Genomic DNA, 16,616 nt, shown 5'->3' with positions numbered 1-16,616 from the left:
TTAACGTCTGCTTGCGGATGACCCGGTAAGGGGCGGCTCGGGACGATCGGGCGCGGTGGCCGGTGGCTCAGCGCTCCAGGATGGCCGTCACACCCTGACCGCCCGCCGCGCAGATCGAGATGAGCCCGCGTCCGCCGCCCCGCTGCGCCAGCAGCTTCGCCAGGGTGGCCACGATCCGCCCGCCGGTGGCGGCGAACGGGTGCCCGGCGGCCAGGGACGACCCGTTCACGTTGACCCGGTCCCGGTCGATCGTGCCCAGCGGCGCGTCCAGGCCGAGTCGGTCCTTGCAGAACTCGGGCGATTCCCAGGCGGCGAGCGTGGCCAGCACCTGCGAGGCGAACGCCTCGTGGATCTCGTAGTAGTCGAAATCCTGCAGCGTCAGCCCGGCCCGGGCCAGCATCCGGGGCACCGCGTACGCGGGGGCCATCAACAGCCCCTCGTCGCCGTGCACGAAGTCCACCGCCGCCGTCTCCGACCAGCTGAACCAGGCCAGCACCGGCAGGTTGTGCGCACTCGCCCACTCCTCGCTGGCCAGCAGCACGGTGGACGCGCCGTCGGTGAGCGGCGAGGAGTTGCCGGCGGTCATGGTCGCCTGCTCGGCGTCCGGGCCCCGGGTGCCGAAGACCGGCTTGAGCGAGCCGAGCTTCTCCAGGCTGGTGTCGGGGCGGAGGTTCGCATCGCGGGTCAACCCGAGGTACGGCGTCATCAGGTCGTCGAAGAAACCCTGGTCGTACGCTGCGGCCAGTCGCTGGTGGGAGCGCAGCGCCAGCTCGTCCTGGGACCGCCGGTCGATCTGCCAGCGCAGCGCCGTGCGGGCGGCGTGGTCCCCCATCGACAGGCCGGTACGCGGCTCGGCGTTGCGCGGAATGTCCGGCCTGAACGGCTGGAGCGGCCGTAGCTTCGCGGCGACCTTGAGCCGTTCGCCGAGCGTGCGGGCGGAGTTGAGTTTGAGCAGCGTGCGCCGCATCTCCTCGTTGACCGCGAGCGGCGCGTCGGAGGTGGTGTCGACGCCGCCGGCGATGCCCACGTCGAGCTGCCCGAGGGCGATCTTGTTGGCGACGAGGATCGCCGCCTCCAGGCCGGTGCCGCACGCCTGCTGGATGTCGTACGCCGGGGTGTGCGGGTCGAGCCGGGAGCCGAGCACCACCTCGCGGGTGAGGTTGAAGTCGCGGGAGTGCTTGAGCACCGCCCCGGCCACCACCTCGCCGACCCGCTGGCCGGCCAGTCCGTACCGGGCGACCAGACCGTCCAGCGCCGCGCCGAGCAGGTCCGAGTTGGACGCGTCCGCGTAGCGGGAGTTGGAACGGGCGAAGGGGATGCGGTTGCCCCCGATGACAGCGACACGTCGGATGCTCTGCACGATCCGCCTCCTCAACAGGTGTTGCTCGAACCCTACTCGCCAGTAGGCTACGCCCATGACCGACAGGTACGCGAGCTTCGTCCAATCGGCCGCCGGCCGCGCGCTGGTCAAGCGCCTCGGGCTGCCCGACCCACCGCGACTGCGCCGGCACCGCCCCGGCGACCCGCTGCTGCCCGGGCCGGCCCTGCTCGGCGCGGCCACCGGCAGCCGGCTCGCCGGACCGGTCGCCAAGATCCTGACCGCCGCCGGGGTCGACCTGGCCGACCCGGCCGCCACCGCCTCCGCCGACACCCCGCAGCGGTACGGCGCACTGCTCTTCGACGCCACCGGGATCACCGACTCGACCGACCTCCGCCAGCTCTACGACTTCTTCCACCCCCAGGCGCGGGCCGTGCTGCCCAGCGGTCGGGTGATCGTGCTGGGCACCCCGCCGGAGGAGTGCCCGACGCCCCGCGAGGCGACCGCCCAGCGCGCCCTGGAAGGGCTGGTCCGGAGCATCGGCAAGGAGTTCGGCCGGGGCATCACCGCGCAACTCGTCCACGTCACCCGCGACGGCAGTGTCACCACGGCCGACCCGTGCGGACCGGATCAGTCCACCGGCACGCTCACCAGCCTCGAGGCGACCCTCCGGTTCCTTCTGTCGGGCCGGTCCGCGTACGTGTCGGGGCAGGTCATCCGGGTCGGCGCTGGCGACGCGAGCGCCCCGGCCGACTGGGACCGCCCACTCGACGGGCAGGTCGTGCTGGTCACCGGCGCCGCGCGGGGCATCGGCGCCGCGCTGGCCCGGGTGCTCGCCCGCGACGGCGCGCAGGTGGTGGCGTTGGACATCCCGGCCGCCGGGGACGCGCTGGCCGCGGTGGCGAACGACATCGGCGGCACGGCTGTCCAGCTCGACCTGACCGCGCCGGACGCGCCGACCCGGCTCGCCGAACACCTGGCAACCCGGCACGGCCGGGTCGACGTGGTCATCCACAACGCCGGCATCACGCGGGACAAGACGCTCGGCCGGATGGACGCCGACCGGTGGGACCAGGTCATCGACGTCAACCTCTCCAGCCAGGAGCGGATCAACGACGTGCTGCTGGAGCGCGAGTTGATCCCGGCCGGCGGGCGGATCGTGGCGGTCTCCTCGATCGCCGGGGTCGCCGGCAACCGCGGGCAGACCAACTACGCCACCAGCAAGGCCGGCGTGATCGGGCTGGTCGGCTCGCTCGCCCCGGCCCTCCGCGACCAGGGGATCAGCGTCAACGCGGTGGCACCCGGCTTCATTGAGACCCGACTGACCGCGCGCATTCCGCTGGTCGTCCGCGAAGCGGGACGCCGGATGAACAGCCTGGCCCAGGGCGGGCTGCCGGTCGACGTGGCCGAGACGATCGGCTGGCTGTCCTGGCCGGCCAGCGGCGCGGTCAGCGGCAACGTGGTCCGGGTCTGCGGCCAGAGCCTGCTGGGGGCGTGATGGGTGGCACGGACGACGACGTCTCCCTGCACGAGCTGATCGAGGGCCCGACGGAGGCGCTGTCGGCGGAGACCCTGGCCGCGGCAGGCCGGCCGGAGGGCAGCCGCACCGCGACCGAACTGCCCCGGATGCCGGCGGCCGGTGCGCTCTACCGGCGGGCGTTGCTCGGTGCGCTGCCGGGCCTGGGGGGAGGGCGGCGCGGACCCGGTCTGCCGGCGGTCGAGTTGACCGTGAGCGGGGTGACCGTCGACCGGGCGCACCTGGCCGACTACGACCGGGTCTGCGGATTCCGGCTCACCGACCGGCTTCCCGCGACGTTCCCGCACGTCATGGGCTTCCCGCTGACCCTGCGGCTGATGACCGCGCCGGAGTTCCCCATCCCACTGACCGGCGTGGTGCACGTCGGCAACCGGATCTCCGTGCACCGTCCGGTCACCGCCGACGAGACCCTCGACTTCACCACGTACGCGGAGAACCTGCGCCCGCACGACCGGGGGCGGCAGGTCGACGTGGTGCTGGTCGCCTCGGTCGACGGTGAGGAGGTCTGGCGCGGCGTCTCGACGTACCTGGGTCGGGAGCGGATGCCCGGCGGCGGCGAGCGGCGCGACCGGAGCGGACGCCCGGAGACGCCGGCCGGCACGGCCCGCTGGCGGGTGGAGCCTCGCGTCGGCACCGAGTACGCGCGGGTCTCCGGGGACCACAACCCGATCCACACCTCCCTGCTCGGGGCGCGGCTGTTCGGGTTCCGCCGGCCGATCGCGCACGGCATGTGGAGCAAGGCCCGCTGCCTGGCCGCGCTGGAGAACCGGCTGCCGGACGCCTACACCGTCGAGGTCGCCTTCAAGCTGCCCGTACCGCTGCCGAGCACGGTGAGCTTCGCCCTCCTGCCCGACGGTGGGTTCGCGCTGCACGACCCGCGCGGCCGACCACACCTGGCGGGTCTCGTGCGCTGACGCACCCCTGCCAAACCGGACTCGAGGCTTGGCAGGGGTGTTTTTTTGCGCTAAGTTCTTCTCAGATCGAGATGTTCTCAGATTGAGAGAGACATGGTTGACGAGCAGGACTTCCTGGCCGCGTACGACCCCCGGGCCTACCCGTCGGTCGCCGTCACCGTCGACGTGGTGGCACTGACCATTCGCGACGGCGCGCTGCACCTGCTGCTGATCCAGCGCGGGCAGCCGCCCTTCGAACGGCACTGGGCGCTGCCCGGCGGCTTCGTCCGTCCCGACGAGGACCTGACCGCCGGCGCCCGGCGGGAGCTGGCCGAGGAGACCGGGCTCGGCGGCGAAGGGCTTCGCCGCGTACACCTCGAGCAGTTGGGCAGCTACGGTGCCCCCGACCGCGACCCGCGGATGCGCGTCGTGTCGGTCGCCCACCTCGCGTTCGCCCCCGACCTGCCGGACCCGGCCGCCGGCAGCGACGCCGACGAGGCGATCTGGCTGCCGGTGACCGCGCTGACCAGCCGGCAGCTCGCGTTCGACCACGGCCGGATCATCGACGACGCCCTGGAGCGGGCGCGGTCCAAGCTGGAATACACGCCGCTCGCCACCCGCTTCCTCGCCGCCGAGTTCACGATCAGCGAGCTGCGCGCCGTCTACGAGACGGTCTGGGGTCACCCGCTGCACGCCGGCAACTTCCACCGCAAGGTGCTGTCCGTGCCGGGGTTCGTGGAGAGCACGGGTGCCAGCACCGAGCGCGGCGGTGCCCGGGGCGGCCCCCGCGCCCGGCTCTACCGGGCCGGCGACGCCCGGCTGCTGCACCCGGCGCTGCTGCGCCCCGCCCGGGAGGAGACGGTGCGATGAGGACCGCGGAGGCCATCGGCCTGGTCACGGCGGCTCGCACCGACGCCGACCTGTTCGGCACCGACCAGCCGGCCCGGCGCTACCGCGAGCTGGTCGCGGCCCTGCACCCCGACCGTCTGCCGGCCGACCCGGCGGTACGCGCCGAGGCCACCGAGGCGTTCATCCAGGTCACCACCCGGTGGCAGGCCCGGCAGGTCACCGTCCTCGGCGACTACCGCCTCGGCGTGCCGGTCCACACGGGTGACCTGGCCGATCTCTACGACGTCGGCGACGACCGGCTGCTCAAGCTCCCCCGACGGCCCACCGACAACGACCTGATGGCCCGCGAGGCGCACGCCCTGCGCACCATCGCCGAACGTGGCGACCCGCGCTACCTGCCGTACGTGCCCCGGCTCGTCGACGAATTCCGGCACCGCGACGCCGCCTCCGGCGCCGAACGACGGATCAACGTGCTCGCCACCGCGCCCGGTCTGCACGACCTCGACGAGGTGCGGCGCGCGTACCCCGACGGGTTGGACGCCCGGGACGTGGCCTGGATGTGGCGGCGGCTGCTGGTGGCGCTCGGCCTGGCCCACCGGGCGGGCGTGACGCACGGCGCGGTCCTGCCGCGACACGTGCTGATCGAGCCGGACGCCCACGGCGTGGTGCTGGTCGACTGGTGTTTCTCCGCCCCCGTCGGAGGCACGGTCCCGGCGCTGGTGCCCGGCCAGGAGGACTGGTACCCGCCAGAGGTCCCCAGGAAGCAGCCCTGCGGGCCGGGCACCGACATCTGGATGGCCACCCGCTGCATGACCTCGCTGCTGAACCGCCACGCGCCGCGCGAGCTGCTCGGCTTCGCCCAGGGCTGCCGGCAGCGATTCCTCCAGGACCGGCCCGACGACGCCTGGCGCCTGCTCCGCGAACTCGACCAGGTGCTGGACCGGCTCTACGGGCCGCGCACCTTCCGACCCTTCACCCTCACCCCCTAGGGAGCTGTCATGGGCAGTGGAATCTGGTCCACCGACGTGTACGACGCCGCCGACCGCTACCGCCGGTCCACCGGCAGGAGCGCCTTCTCCTACAGCGACAGCGGGGCGCGCACCGTGCACCCCGCACTCGACCCCCGCGACGCGACGCGCGAGAGCCGCGACTCCGACGAGCACCCGCAGTCGACGCCCGTCGCGGTGCTCTTCGACGTGACCGGCTCGATGCTCACGGTGCCGCGCGTCCTGCAGACCAAGCTGCCGCAACTGCTCGGGCTGCTGCAACGGCAGGGCTACGCCAACGACCCCCAGATCATGTTCGGCGCGATCGGCGACGCCACCTGCGACCGGGTGCCGTTGCAGGTCGGCCAGTTCGAGTCGGACAACCGGATGGACGACGACCTCGGGCGGATCGTGCTGGAGGGCGGTGGCGGCGGGCAGATGACCGAGTCGTACGAGCTGGCCATGTACTTCATGGCCCGACACACCGTCACCGACAGCTGGGAGAAGCGCGGCCGGCGCGGGTACCTGTTCATCATCGGCGACGAGCTGGCGTACCCCCGGGTGAAGGCCCGGGAGGTGGCCCGCCTGATCGGCGACGACCTGGCCGAGGACGTACCGCTGCGACAGGTCGTCGACGAGGTGACCCGCCGCTGGGACACCTACTACCTGCTCCCCGCCGGCAGCCACTACGCCGGCAACGCCAAGGTGCTCGACTTCTGGCGGGACCTGCTCGGGCAGAACGCCGTCGTGCTCGACGACCTCGACGCGGTCTGCGAGACCATCGCGCTCACCATCGGCCTCGGCGAGCAGGCCATCGACCTGGACGAGGGCCTCCGCCACCTGGACCACACCGGCTCCGGCGCCGCCGGCACCGTGTCCAAGGCGCTGGCCCGCCTCGGGCGGGGGCGGCGGGCCGAGGTGTCCACGCTGCCGGCCTTCCGCGACACCACCGGTGGGGTGACCCGGCTGTGAGGCACGTGGCGGTGGTCGACCTCGGCTACGGCGACGCCGGCAAGGGCACCGTGGTGGACTGGCTCTGCGCCACCCGGCCCGTGCACACGGTGATCCGCTTCAACGGGGGCGCGCAGGCGGCGCACAACGTCGTGCTGCGCGATGGGCGGCACCACACGTTCGCGCAGTTCGGCGCCGGCACGTTCCATCCCGGGGTCCGTACGCACCTGTCGCGGCACGTGGTGGTGGACCCGTTGGCGCTGGCCGGCGAGGCCGACCATCTCGCCACGGTCGGGGTGCCCGACGCGCTGGACCGACTGACGGTCGACGGGGAGGCGTTGCTCGCCACCCCGTACCACCGGGCCGCCAACCGGGCCCGGGAGATCGCCCGGGGAGCCGACCGGCACGGCTCCTGCGGGCTCGGGGTGGGCGAGGCCGTGGCGTACGGTCTCGCCCATCCCGACGACGCGCCCCGGGTCGCCGACTGCGGCAGCCCGGCGCTGCTGCGCCGCAGGCTGACCGCCCTGCGGGACCGGCTGACCGCCGAACTCGGCCCGCTGGACGCGCCACCGGTCGAGGACTGCCTGCCCGCGTTCACCGGGTTCGCCGGGCGGGTCGCGATCGTCGACAGGACCTGGCTCGCCGGGGCGCTGCGCGCCGGGACCTGCGTCTTCGAGGGCGCGCAGGGCGTGCTGCTCGACGAGTGGCACGGCTTCCACCCGTACACGACGTGGAGCACCACCACGTTCGCCAACGCCGACAGCCTGCTCGCCGAGGCGGGCCTGCCCGGCGGCGCGACCCGGATCGGGGTGCTCCGGCTGGTCACCACCCGGCACGGGCCCGGTCCGCTGGTGACCGAGGACCCGGGCCTGGCACTGACCGACCCGCGCAACCCGACGAACCCGTGGCAGGGCAGGTTCCGGTTCGGCCACTTCGACGCGGTGGCCCACCGGTACGCCCTCGCCGCGGCCGGCGGGGTCGACGGCCTGGCACTGACCCACCTCGACCTCGCCGGACCAGGGCTGCGGATCTGCCGCCGCTACGACACCACCGACCGGCTCACCCCGGGCCCACCCGGCGACCTGGACCGGCAGGCCGCGCTCACCGCCCGTCTGCTGCGCTCCCGCCCGGTGTACGACGACCCGCCGCCCGACTGGGCGGAGGCGGTACGCGCGGAGCTGGGCGCGTCGGTGGTGCTGACCTCGCACGGCCCCACCGCCGGCGACAAGACCCCGCACGGCCCGCTGCTCGCCCCACCGGCCCTGGTCCGCTCGGCCTGACACCCGTGGGCATGGCCGGGTGATCCGGCGACTCGGCCACCGGGCGGGTCGCGCCCGGCGAGCATGGGGGCATGGACTCCGCGCTCGACCTGCTCCGACAGTTGGTCGCCTCACCATGGGTGTACCTGCTGATCTTCGGGCTCACGGCGGTCGACGCGTTCTTCCCGGCCGTACCCGGCGAGGCAGCCGTCATCACGGCCGCCGTGCTCTCCACCGGCGGCAACCCCAACCTGGTGGCGGTGATCGTCGCCGCCGCGCTGGGCGCCTGTGCCGGCGACCACGTCTCGTACGCCATCGGGCGCGGCGGTGGCGCGAACCGGCTCGCCCGGTTTCCCGACGACAGCCGTCGGCGGGCCAGCTCCGAGTGGGCCCGGCGCGCGCTGGAACGGCGCGGCGGGCTGATCCTGACCACCTCCCGGTACGTGCCGGGCGGCCGGACCGCGGTCACCCTCACCATGGGCGCGGTCCGTTATCCCCGCCGGTCGTTCCTGCTCTATGACGCGATCGCGACGGTCACCTGGGCGCTGTACTGCGGGCTGCTCGGCTACTTCGGCGGGCTGGCCTTCGAGCGGCACCCCGTCAAGGGCATCCTCGCCGGGATCGCCCTCTCGGTGATCGTCACGCTGGGCATCGAGGGCGTCCGTTGGCTCCGCCATCGCGCAAGCCGCCGCACCGCCGCCCGCAACTGACCGGCGCAGCCGTCACAGCAGGTCCGCGTCGTGCACCAGGATCGCCAACTGCACCCGGTTGCCCGCCTGGAGCTTCGCCAGCGCCCGGCTGACGTGCGCCTTCACGGTGGCCTCGCTCATCGTCAGCCGCCGGGCGATCTCCGCGTTGCCGTGCCCGCGCGCCACCTCCCGGACGATCTCCAGCTCGCGCGCGGTGAGCGGGGCGAGCCGCTGACGCGCCGCGTCCCGGCGTGCCGGCCCACGGTCGGCGAACGAGCTGATCAGGCGCCGGGTCACCGTCGGGGCGAGCATCGCGTTCCCGGCGGCCACCCTGCGGACGGCGACGGCGAGTTCCCGGGGCGGAGTGTCCTTGAGGAGGAAGCCCACCGCCCCGGCCCGCAGCGCCCGGTGCACGTACTCGTCGAGGTCGAAGGTGGTCAGCATGATCACCTCCGGTCCGGCGGCGACCACGTCGGCCGCGACGGTCAGCCCGTCGACGCCCGGCATCCGCACGTCGAGCAGCACCACGTCGGGGCGTAACCGGTGGGCCTGCTCCAGCGCGCCGGAGCCGTCCGCCGCCTCGCCCACCACCGTGATGTCCTCCGCCGCCTCCAGGATCAGCCGCAGGCCGGCGCGGACCAGTTGTTCGTCGTCGACCACCACCACCCGGATCACGCCGCACCCGCCACCGGGATCAGTGCGCGAACCAGGAACCCGCCGTCCACCGGTGCGGCCTCCAGCCGGCCGCCGAGCAACTCCACCCGCTCGCGCAGCCCGAGCAGCCCGTGCCCGGCGCCGGGCAGCGAGGGCCCGCCCTCGGACGGGCCGTTGCGGACCACCACCTCCAGCCCGTCGGGCAGGTGACGCAGGCAGACAGTCGTCTCGGCGTCGGCGGCGTGCTTACGCACGTTGGTCAGCCCTTCCCGGACAACCCGGTACGCGGTGCGTTCCACGGTCGCCGGCAGTGCCGTCGGAGCGCCCTCGTCCCGCCGACACACCCGGAGCCCGGCGGCACGCGACTCCCCGATCAGCTCGTCCAGGGCGTCGAGCCCTCGCTCCGGCGCCACGGCCGGATCGGCCTGTCGCAGCACCCCCAGCACCTCGCGGAGGTCGGTGAGCGCCTGCCTGCCGGTCCTGCGGATCAGCGCGGCCGCCTCGACGGTCTCCGGCTCGGCGGCGGTCACCTCCAGCGCCCCGGCGTGCACCACCATCAGCGACACCCGGTGTGCCACCACGTCGTGCATCTCCCGGGCGATCCGGGTCCGTTCCTCGGCGCGGACCCGGTCGGCACGGGCCTCCTGCTCGCGTTCCAGGCGCTCGGCCCGGTCCCGCAGTGCGGCGAGCGTGTCCCGGCGCGCCCTTACCCAGAGGCCGACGACCAGCGGAAATCCGACCAGACAGGTGGCGAGCAGCAGCACGTTGCCGACGGTGGCGGTGGTGAGCCGGCGCACGCCGCCCACCGCCAGCCCGACCAGCACTCCACCGGCCAGCACCAGGGCGGCTCCGAGGAGGAAATCGGTGAGCCGCCGGCCACGCAGCCGAAGGCCGGCCTGGTACGAGGCGACCACCCCCGGTGCCGCGGCGGCGAGCACCAACCAGCTGACCGCGGCGGCCAGGAACAGCGGCCAACGCCGGGCCCGGACCAGGCCGGCGGCCCAACCGGAGGCCCCGGCGAGGATCAGCACGACGACGGTCGGCAGCGGCGAGCGGACCCCGATCGCCCCGGTCGCACTGGCCCAGACGGCGGCGGCGACCACGACGGCGAGCAGCAGCGGGGCGTACCGCTCGACGACCCGCCGGAGCACGACGGAGCTGGAGGCCACGCAGCGAGCGTAGGTCTCCACCGGGGAAACGGGCGGCCCCGCGCCCGCAGACCCGGGTGCGGTGGGGGAAGACCCCTACCCGCCGTCCGGGCCGGACGCTACCTAAGTGACATCGCACGGCTGACCACTGGCCGATGGCGGGAGCCGACGGCGGCACCAGCATCGGAATCATGGATAACCTGCTCGACCTGCTGCACCAGACGATGTCCTCGCCGTGGGTGTACCTGGCGATCTTCGCAATCGCGGTGCTCGACGGCTTCTTCCCGGTGGTGCCGAGCGAGACGGCGGTGATCACCGCTGGAGTGTTCGCGGCCTCCGGCGCGCCGTACCTGCCCGCGCTGATCCTGGTGGCCGCCGCCGGGGCACTGGTCGGCGACCACGTCTCGTACGCCATCGGTCGCAGCGGTGGCGGGCGGCTGCTCGACCGGCTCCCGCCCCACGGCCGACGTCGGACCGCCGTCGAACGGGCCCGCCGGGGAATCGCCACCCGGGGCGGCCTGATCCTCACCGTCGCCCGCTACGTACCGGGTGGCCGGACCGCGGTCACCCTCACCATGGGCGCGGTCCACTATCCCCGGCGACGGTTCCTGGCCTTCGACGCGCTCGCCGCCGGCTCGTGGGGGCTCTACTCGGCGCTGGTCGGCTATCTCGGTGGGCTGGCCTTCGAGCAGGACCCGCTGCGTGGCCTGCTGCTCGGGCTGGGTCTCGCGCTGACCGTGACCCTGGTGGTCGAGGTGGTCCGCTGGTTGCTCCGGCGTCGCCGGCCTTCGGCAGCGGTGCCGACGACCGGGCCGGTGAGCCGGACACGGGCGCGGTGACGGCGGGTCGGGGGCCGTCAGTCGGCCGGCGGGCGCCAGGTGACGCCGTGCAGGAGCTGGCCGGCGCCGAGCCAGGCCACGTTCATCATCCGGGTGGCGGTCCGCTCCGGGTCGGCCTCGGGGTGGTCCGCGAGCCAGTCGGCCAGGGACTCGGTCGCGCCGACCAGCGCGTACGCGACGACCTCCAGGTCGATCGCGGCGATCTCGCGGCCCTCGGCGCGCAGCGCGTGGTCGAGCATCCCGGCGACCACCTCCACCAGCCGTGCCCGCATGGTGGCCAGCTCGCCGGCGAACGGCTGCTCGCCCCGGGCCTGGCGGTAGAGCACGGCCCAACCGTCGCGGTGCGCGCCGACGAAGCCGAAGAACGCCCGCAGCCCCCGCCAGAGCCGTTCGTCGGCCGGCAGGTCGGGGGCGGCGGCGCCGGCGATGGCCTGCATCATCCGGGTGCCCTCGCGGTGCAGGCAGGCGACGAAGAGCTCCTCCTTGGTGCCGAGGTACGCGTAGACCATGGGCTTGGAGATGCCCGCGTCCTCCGCGATCTCGTCCATGCTCGCGGCGTGGAAGCCGCGCCGGGAGAAGACCTTGACCGCCGCGTCGAGCATCTGCTGCTCACGGACGGCCCGTGGCAGGCGCTTGAAGGCGGGAGGGGTCGACACCTTGCGAGCATACCTACTCGTGCGTAGGGTTACGCGCGAGTAGCCAAATCTTCCCGGAAGGCGCATCTCATGACTGACTTCGACCCGGCCACCTTCGCCAACGTCGGCCCCAAGGAGTTCGCCCAGCTGGTCAAGTCCACCCCGGACGACAAGATCGCCCAGGTGATGTCCGGTGACCTGCGCGGCAAGATCCTGGGCGAGGTGTTCAGCCGGATGCCGTCGCTGTTCCGCGCGGACCGGGCCGGCTCCACCAACGCCGTCATCCACTGGGTCATCACCGGCCGCCCGGACGGCGGCAGCGACACCTACGAGGTGGTCATCGCCGACGGCAAGTGCGAGGTGAACGAGACCCCGCAGCACGACCCGAAGCTGAGCCTCACCATGGGCCCGGTGGAGTTCCTGAAGATCGTCTCCGGCGGCGCCAACCCCGTGATGATGTTCATGACCGGCAAGCTGAAGGCGAAGGGCGACCTCGGCCTCGCCGCCAACATCGCCAACCTGTTCGACATCCCCAAGGCCTGAGATGACCGAGTTCTCGCTCGACCTGACCGAGGAACAGCGGGACCTGCGCGATTGGGTGCACGGCTTCGCCGCCGAGGTCGTGCGCCCGGCCGCCGCCGAGTGGGACGAGCGCGAGGACACCCCGTGGCCGGTGATCCAGGAGGCCGCCAAGGTCGGCCTCTACGGCTTCGAGTTCCTCGCCACCTGCTGGGCCGACCCCACCGGGCTCTCCCTGCCCATCGCCAGCGAGGAACTCTTCTGGGGTGACGCCGGCATCGGCCTGAGCATCTTCGGCACCTCGCTGGCCGTCGCCGCCATCTACGGCGCCGGCACCCCCGACCAGATGGTCGAGTGGGTGCCGCAGTGCTTCGGCGACGTCGACTCGCCGGCCGTCGCCGCGTTCTGCACCAGTGAGCCCGAGGCCGGCTCCGACGTCGGCGCGATGCGGACCAGAGCCGTCTACGACGAGGCCACCGACGAGTGGGTGCTCAACGGCCAGAAGGCGTACGCCACCAACGGCGGCATCGCCGGGGTGCACGTGGTCACCGCCTCGGTCGACCCCACGCTCGGCTCCCGGGGGCAGGCGGCGTTCGTCGTACCGCCGGGCACCCCCGGCCTGACCGCCACCCGCAAGCTGCGCAAGCTGGGCCTGCGCGCGTCGCACACCGCCGACGTCTTCCTCGACGGTGTACGCGTGCCCGGCCGCTGCCTGCTCGGCGGCCGCGACGCCCTGCTGGAACGCCTCGACCGGGCGCGCTCCGGGCAGCGGGCCAGCGGGCAGGCCGCGATGCGCACCTTCGAGCTGTCGCGACCCACGGTGGGCGCGCAGGCGCTCGGCGTGGCCCGGGCCGCCTACGAGTACGCCCTGGACTATGCCAAGGACCGCGTCCAGTTCGGACGACCGATCATCGAGAACCAGGCGGTCGCGTTCGCGCTGGCCGACATGCGGATGGAGATCGACGCGGCGCGGCTGCTGGTCTGGCGGGCCTCCTGGATGGGCCGCAACAACCGCCCCTTCACCGCCGGCGAGGGGTCGATGTCCAAGCTCAAGGCCGGTGAGGTGGCGGTGTCGGTCACCGAGAAGGCCGTGCAGTTGCTCGGCGGTGCCGGTTTCCTGCGCGACCACCCCGTGGAGCGCTGGTACCGGGACGCGAAGATCTACACCATCTTCGAAGGCACCTCCGAGATCCAGCGACTGGTGATCTCCCGGGCGATCTCCGGGATGCAGATCCGCTGACCGGGCAGGCCCTGGCCGGGTCCGGCTCGCCGGACCCGGCCGGGCGTGCCGGGCGTCCTCCCGCAGGCCGCCCCTGATCCCACGATCCGTGCCGTCTTCGTCACCCCGCGCCGCCGTCGACTGGGCATGACACGGCACCCAGTGCATGATCAAGGAAGACGCCCTGACGGACGGGGAGTCCCCTGCCCCGTCCGCGCACCACCCCCGAGGAGGTCTGCGGCATGGACCTGCCGTTCATCATCGCCACGCTGACCCGTCGCGGGCTGCTCACCCCCGGCCGGCCGATCCGGGTCGCCTCCCAGCTCAGCGCCCTGCGCAAATGGGGATGGAGCCTGGCCGGCGAACTACGCCAGGCAGCCGCCCGGGACCCCGGCCGCCCGGCGATCATCGACGAGGACGGCGTCGAGCTGACCTACCAGGACCTGCTCGACCGAGCCGAAAGAATGGCCCGCTCGATGCGGGCGGGGCTCGGCGTACAGGCCGGCGACCGGATCGGCGTGCTCTGCCGCAACCACCACGGGCTGATCGAGACGATCGTCGCGGCCACCCTGCTCGGCGTCGACGCGGTACTGGTCAACACCGGGCTCTCCGCAGCCCAGTTGGCCACCGTCGCCGAAGAGCAGCGGCTCCGGCTGCTGGTGCACGACGACGAGTTCGCCGAGCGGGTCCTCGGGCTCCCCGCCGAGCTGCCCCGCCTCGACGAACGCGCCCGTGAGGAACTGGTGGCCGGCGCGCTGCCGGGCGAGCTGCACCCGCCCGAGCGGGACGGCCGGATCATCGTGCTGACCTCCGGCACCACCGGTGCGCCCAAGGGTGCCCGCCGCCCCACCCCCAACGGCTTCGGCCCACTGGTGTCCATCATCGACCGCATTCCGCTGCACACCCGCGACCGCGTGATGATCGCCGCACCCATCTTCCACACCTGGGGGTTCGCCGCCCTCCAGGTCTGCTTCGCCCTGCGGGCCACCATCGTGCTCCACCGCCGCTTCGACCCCGCAGCCACGCTCGCCGCCCTGGTGGCACACCGCTGCGACGCGCTGTTCGCCGTACCGGTGATGGTGCAGCGGCTGATGGAGGTGCCCCCACCGGACCCGCGCCCCCCTCTCAAGGTCGTCGCGGTCAGCGGATCCGCCCTGCCCGGCGGGCTGGCACCGAAGTTCATGGACGTCTACGGGGACGTCCTGTACAACCTCTACGGCTCCACCGAGGTCTCCTGGGCCTCCATCGCCGGCCCGGACGACCTGCGCCAGGCGCCCACCACCGCCGGCCGGCCGCCGCACGGCACCCTGCTGAAGATGCTCGACGACGCCGGTCAGCCGGTCCCCGACGGTCGGGTCGGGCGCATCTTCGTCGGCAACGAGATGCTCTTCGAGGGCTACACCTCCGGCAACAGCCGGGAGAGCCGGGACGGCCTGCTCGACACCGGCGACCTCGGCCGGCTCAACGCCGAAGGGCTGCTCTTCGTCGACGGCCGGGCCGACGACATGATCGTCTCCGGCGGCGAGAACGTCTTCCCGTCCGAGGTGGAGGATCTGATCGCCCGGCTGCCGCAGGTCCGCGAGGCGGCCGTGATCGGCGTACCCGACCCCGAGTACGGCCAGCGGCTGGCCGCGTTCCTCGCCCTGCACCCCGGCGAGACACTCGACCCCGAAGCCGTCCGCGAGTACGTCCGGCACTACCTGGCCCGCTTCTCCGTCCCCCGGGACGTCATCTACGTGAAGTACCTGCCCCGCAACGCCACCGGCAAGGTGCTCAGCCGCGAACTGCGCCGGTACTTCAGCTGACGTCGCCCGCCAAGGGTCAGCCGGGGATCGTGACCCGGCCGTCCACCGCCGCGGCGGCGATGTCGGTGCGGTGCTGCGAACCGGCCAGCTCCACCCCGTCCAGCAGCGCGTACGCGGCCGCCCGGGCGGTGGCCAGGTCAGCGCCGGTGGCCGTACCGCAGAGCACCCGGCCGCCCGCGGAGAGCAACGCGCCGTCGCCGGCGCGGCGGGCGGTGCCGGCGTGTATGATGCCCGGCCGGTCCGCGCCGGTGATCACGTCACCGGTACGCGGCGCCGCCGGATAGCCCTCGGCGGCGAGCACCACGGTGACCGCTGCGCCGGGCTGCCAGCGAAGCGGCGGATGCTCGGCCAGCGTGCCGGTGGCCGCCGCGTGCAGCAGCCCACCCAGGGGGGTCTCCAGCAGCGCGAGCACCACCTGCGTCTCCGGATCGCCGAAGCGGGCGTTGAACTCGATCACCCGAGGGCCGGTCGGCGTCATCGCGAGCCCGACGTAGAGCAAGCCGGCGAACGGGGTCTCCCGGCGGCGCATCTCCGCCAGCGTGGGGTGGACCACGTCACGCATGACCTCGTCGACCAGCCCGTCCGGGGCCCAGGGCAGCGGTGCGTACGCCCCCATGCCGCCGGTGTTCGGGCCCGTGTCGCCGTCGCCGATCCGCTTGAAGTCCTGCGCGGGCAGCAGCGGCAGCGCCGCCTCGCCGTCGGTGACCACGAAGAGGCTGACCTCCGGGCCGTCGAGGAACTCCTCGACCACGACCCGGCCACACTCCCGCGCGTGCGCCAACGCCGCCGACCGGTCGTCGGTGACCACCACACCCTTGCCGGCGGCGAGCCCGTCGTCCTTCACCACGTACGGCGCGCCGAACTCGTCCAGCGCCCGCGCGGTGCTCGCCTCGTCCGTGCAGACGTACGCCCGGGCGGTCGGCACACCGGCGGCGGTCATCACGTCCTTAGCGAACGCCTTGGACCCTTCCAGCCGGGCGGCTTCGGCCGAGGGGCCGAACACGGCGATGCCCTTGGCGCGTACGGCGTCGGCGACCCCGGCGACCAGAGGCGCCTCGGGACCGACCACCACCAGGTCGGCCGCGATCTCCACGGCCAGCGCGGCCACGGCAGCCGGGTCGGTCGGAGTGACCGTCCGCAACTCGGCCACGTCCGCGATCCCCGGGTTGCCCGGCGCCGCGATCAGCGCGGAAACAGCCGGATCAGCCGCCAACCGAAGCGCGAGCGCATGCTCCCGCCCCCCACCACCCACCAAAAGAACCCGCACGGTGCCAGATCCTACTGTCCCCACCACCTCCCCTCGTTGATCATGAAG

General features: G+C 73.5%; 16 protein-coding genes. 11 read left to right on the top strand and 5 right to left on the bottom strand.

The window, feature by feature from the left end:
- Positions 1–67: 67 nt before the first annotated feature.
- On the bottom strand, positions 68–1,360 hold the full coding sequence (locus tag ACTWLT_RS20530) for an acetyl-CoA C-acetyltransferase (protein ID WP_445319777.1): 1,293 nt from the start codon (positions 1,358–1,360) through the stop codon (positions 68–70).
- Positions 1,361–1,415: 55 nt separating this feature from the next.
- Between ACTWLT_RS20530 and ACTWLT_RS20525 the strand changes: the two genes are divergently transcribed.
- From ACTWLT_RS20525 to ACTWLT_RS20495, 7 genes are all read left to right on the top strand, one after another.
- Positions 1,416–2,816: a 3-oxoacyl-ACP reductase gene (locus tag ACTWLT_RS20525; RefSeq protein ID WP_445319776.1), complete on the top strand. Its 1,401-nt coding sequence runs from the start codon at positions 1,416–1,418 to the stop codon at positions 2,814–2,816.
- Positions 2,817–2,851: 35 nt separating this feature from the next.
- Positions 2,852–3,769, top strand: coding sequence for a MaoC family dehydratase (locus ACTWLT_RS20520; protein WP_445319855.1), 918 nt, complete (start codon positions 2,852–2,854; stop codon positions 3,767–3,769).
- A 93-nt stretch (positions 3,770–3,862) separates the two neighbouring features.
- Entirely contained in the window at positions 3,863–4,618 is a 756-nt protein-coding gene (locus ACTWLT_RS20515; protein WP_445319775.1) for an NUDIX hydrolase, read from the top strand.
- Positions 4,615–5,586 carry a serine/threonine protein kinase gene (locus tag ACTWLT_RS20510; protein WP_445319774.1) on the top strand — a complete coding sequence of 324 codons (972 nt, stop codon included), beginning with the start codon at positions 4,615–4,617 and terminating at the stop codon, positions 5,584–5,586. The genes ACTWLT_RS20515 and ACTWLT_RS20510 overlap by 4 nt, the downstream gene beginning before the upstream one ends.
- A 9-nt stretch (positions 5,587–5,595) precedes the next feature.
- Positions 5,596–6,555 (top strand): hypothetical protein, encoded by a 960-nt coding sequence (locus ACTWLT_RS20505; protein WP_445319773.1) that lies wholly within the window; start codon positions 5,596–5,598, stop codon positions 6,553–6,555.
- Positions 6,552–7,814, top strand: coding sequence for an adenylosuccinate synthetase (locus tag ACTWLT_RS20500; RefSeq protein WP_445319772.1), 1,263 nt, complete (start codon positions 6,552–6,554; stop codon positions 7,812–7,814). The genes ACTWLT_RS20505 and ACTWLT_RS20500 overlap by 4 nt, the downstream gene beginning before the upstream one ends.
- Positions 7,815–7,885: 71 nt before the next feature.
- Positions 7,886–8,503 (top strand): DedA family protein, encoded by a 618-nt coding sequence (locus ACTWLT_RS20495; RefSeq protein WP_445319771.1) that lies wholly within the window; start codon positions 7,886–7,888, stop codon positions 8,501–8,503.
- A gap of 12 nt (positions 8,504–8,515) precedes the next feature.
- Here ACTWLT_RS20495 and ACTWLT_RS20490 read toward each other — a convergent pair whose 3' ends face one another.
- Complete coding sequence (locus ACTWLT_RS20490; protein WP_445319770.1) at positions 8,516–9,157, bottom strand: response regulator; 642 nt, start codon at positions 9,155–9,157, stop codon at positions 8,516–8,518.
- Positions 9,154–10,305: a sensor histidine kinase gene (locus ACTWLT_RS20485; protein WP_445319769.1), complete on the bottom strand. Its 1,152-nt coding sequence runs from the start codon at positions 10,303–10,305 to the stop codon at positions 9,154–9,156. The genes ACTWLT_RS20490 and ACTWLT_RS20485 overlap by 4 nt, the downstream gene beginning before the upstream one ends.
- A gap of 170 nt (positions 10,306–10,475) precedes the next feature.
- Between ACTWLT_RS20485 and ACTWLT_RS20480 the strand changes: the two genes are divergently transcribed.
- Complete coding sequence (locus ACTWLT_RS20480; protein ID WP_445319768.1) at positions 10,476–11,123, top strand: DedA family protein; 648 nt, start codon at positions 10,476–10,478, stop codon at positions 11,121–11,123.
- 17 nt (positions 11,124–11,140) lie between these two features.
- Here ACTWLT_RS20480 and ACTWLT_RS20475 read toward each other — a convergent pair whose 3' ends face one another.
- The gene (locus tag ACTWLT_RS20475) at positions 11,141–11,779 is read right to left on the bottom strand and encodes a TetR/AcrR family transcriptional regulator (protein WP_252417082.1); all 639 of its coding nucleotides are present in this window, start codon (positions 11,777–11,779) and stop codon (positions 11,141–11,143) included.
- A gap of 69 nt (positions 11,780–11,848) precedes the next feature.
- On the opposite strand from ACTWLT_RS20475, the gene ACTWLT_RS20470 reads away from it, so the two are divergent.
- From ACTWLT_RS20470 to ACTWLT_RS20460, 3 genes are all read left to right on the top strand, one after another.
- A complete protein-coding gene (locus ACTWLT_RS20470; protein WP_445319767.1) occupies positions 11,849–12,301 on the top strand; it encodes an SCP2 sterol-binding domain-containing protein in 453 nt (150 codons plus the stop codon).
- 1 nt (position 12,302) lies between these two features.
- Positions 12,303–13,517, top strand: coding sequence for an acyl-CoA dehydrogenase family protein (locus tag ACTWLT_RS20465; RefSeq protein ID WP_445319766.1), 1,215 nt, complete (start codon positions 12,303–12,305; stop codon positions 13,515–13,517).
- A gap of 221 nt (positions 13,518–13,738) precedes the next feature.
- On the top strand, positions 13,739–15,301 hold the full coding sequence (locus tag ACTWLT_RS20460) for an AMP-binding protein (protein ID WP_445319765.1): 1,563 nt from the start codon (positions 13,739–13,741) through the stop codon (positions 15,299–15,301).
- Positions 15,302–15,317: 16 nt separating this feature from the next.
- On the opposite strand, the gene purD is transcribed toward ACTWLT_RS20460, so the two are convergent.
- Complete coding sequence (purD, locus tag ACTWLT_RS20455; protein WP_445319764.1) at positions 15,318–16,568, bottom strand: phosphoribosylamine--glycine ligase; 1,251 nt, start codon at positions 16,566–16,568, stop codon at positions 15,318–15,320.
- Positions 16,569–16,616: the final 48 nt, after the last annotated feature.

The sequence above is a fragment of the Micromonospora yongxingensis genome, from assembly GCF_052601155.1.
The sequence above is the reverse complement of the archived record's forward strand: the minus strand, read 5'-3'. Positions and strand labels throughout refer to the sequence as shown.

Bases quoted from the DNA above. Each gene is read 5' to 3' on its own strand.
- ACTWLT_RS20460 (WP_445319765.1), top strand. From the start codon at position 13,739: ATGGACCTGCCGTTCATCATCGCCACGCTGACCCGTCGCGGGCTGCTC.
- ACTWLT_RS20505 (WP_445319773.1), top strand. From the start codon at position 5,596: ATGGGCAGTGGAATCTGGTCCACCGACGTGTACGACGCCGCCGACCGC.
- ACTWLT_RS20510 (WP_445319774.1), top strand. From the start codon at position 4,615: ATGAGGACCGCGGAGGCCATCGGCCTGGTCACGGCGGCTCGCACCGAC.
- ACTWLT_RS20515 (WP_445319775.1), top strand. From the start codon at position 3,863: ATGGTTGACGAGCAGGACTTCCTGGCCGCGTACGACCCCCGGGCCTAC.
- ACTWLT_RS20465 (WP_445319766.1), top strand. From the start codon at position 12,303: ATGACCGAGTTCTCGCTCGACCTGACCGAGGAACAGCGGGACCTGCGC.
- ACTWLT_RS20495 (WP_445319771.1), top strand. From the start codon at position 7,886: ATGGACTCCGCGCTCGACCTGCTCCGACAGTTGGTCGCCTCACCATGG.
- ACTWLT_RS20480 (WP_445319768.1), top strand. From the start codon at position 10,476: ATGGATAACCTGCTCGACCTGCTGCACCAGACGATGTCCTCGCCGTGG.
- ACTWLT_RS20525 (WP_445319776.1), top strand. From the start codon at position 1,416: ATGACCGACAGGTACGCGAGCTTCGTCCAATCGGCCGCCGGCCGCGCG.
- ACTWLT_RS20470 (WP_445319767.1), top strand. From the start codon at position 11,849: ATGACTGACTTCGACCCGGCCACCTTCGCCAACGTCGGCCCCAAGGAG.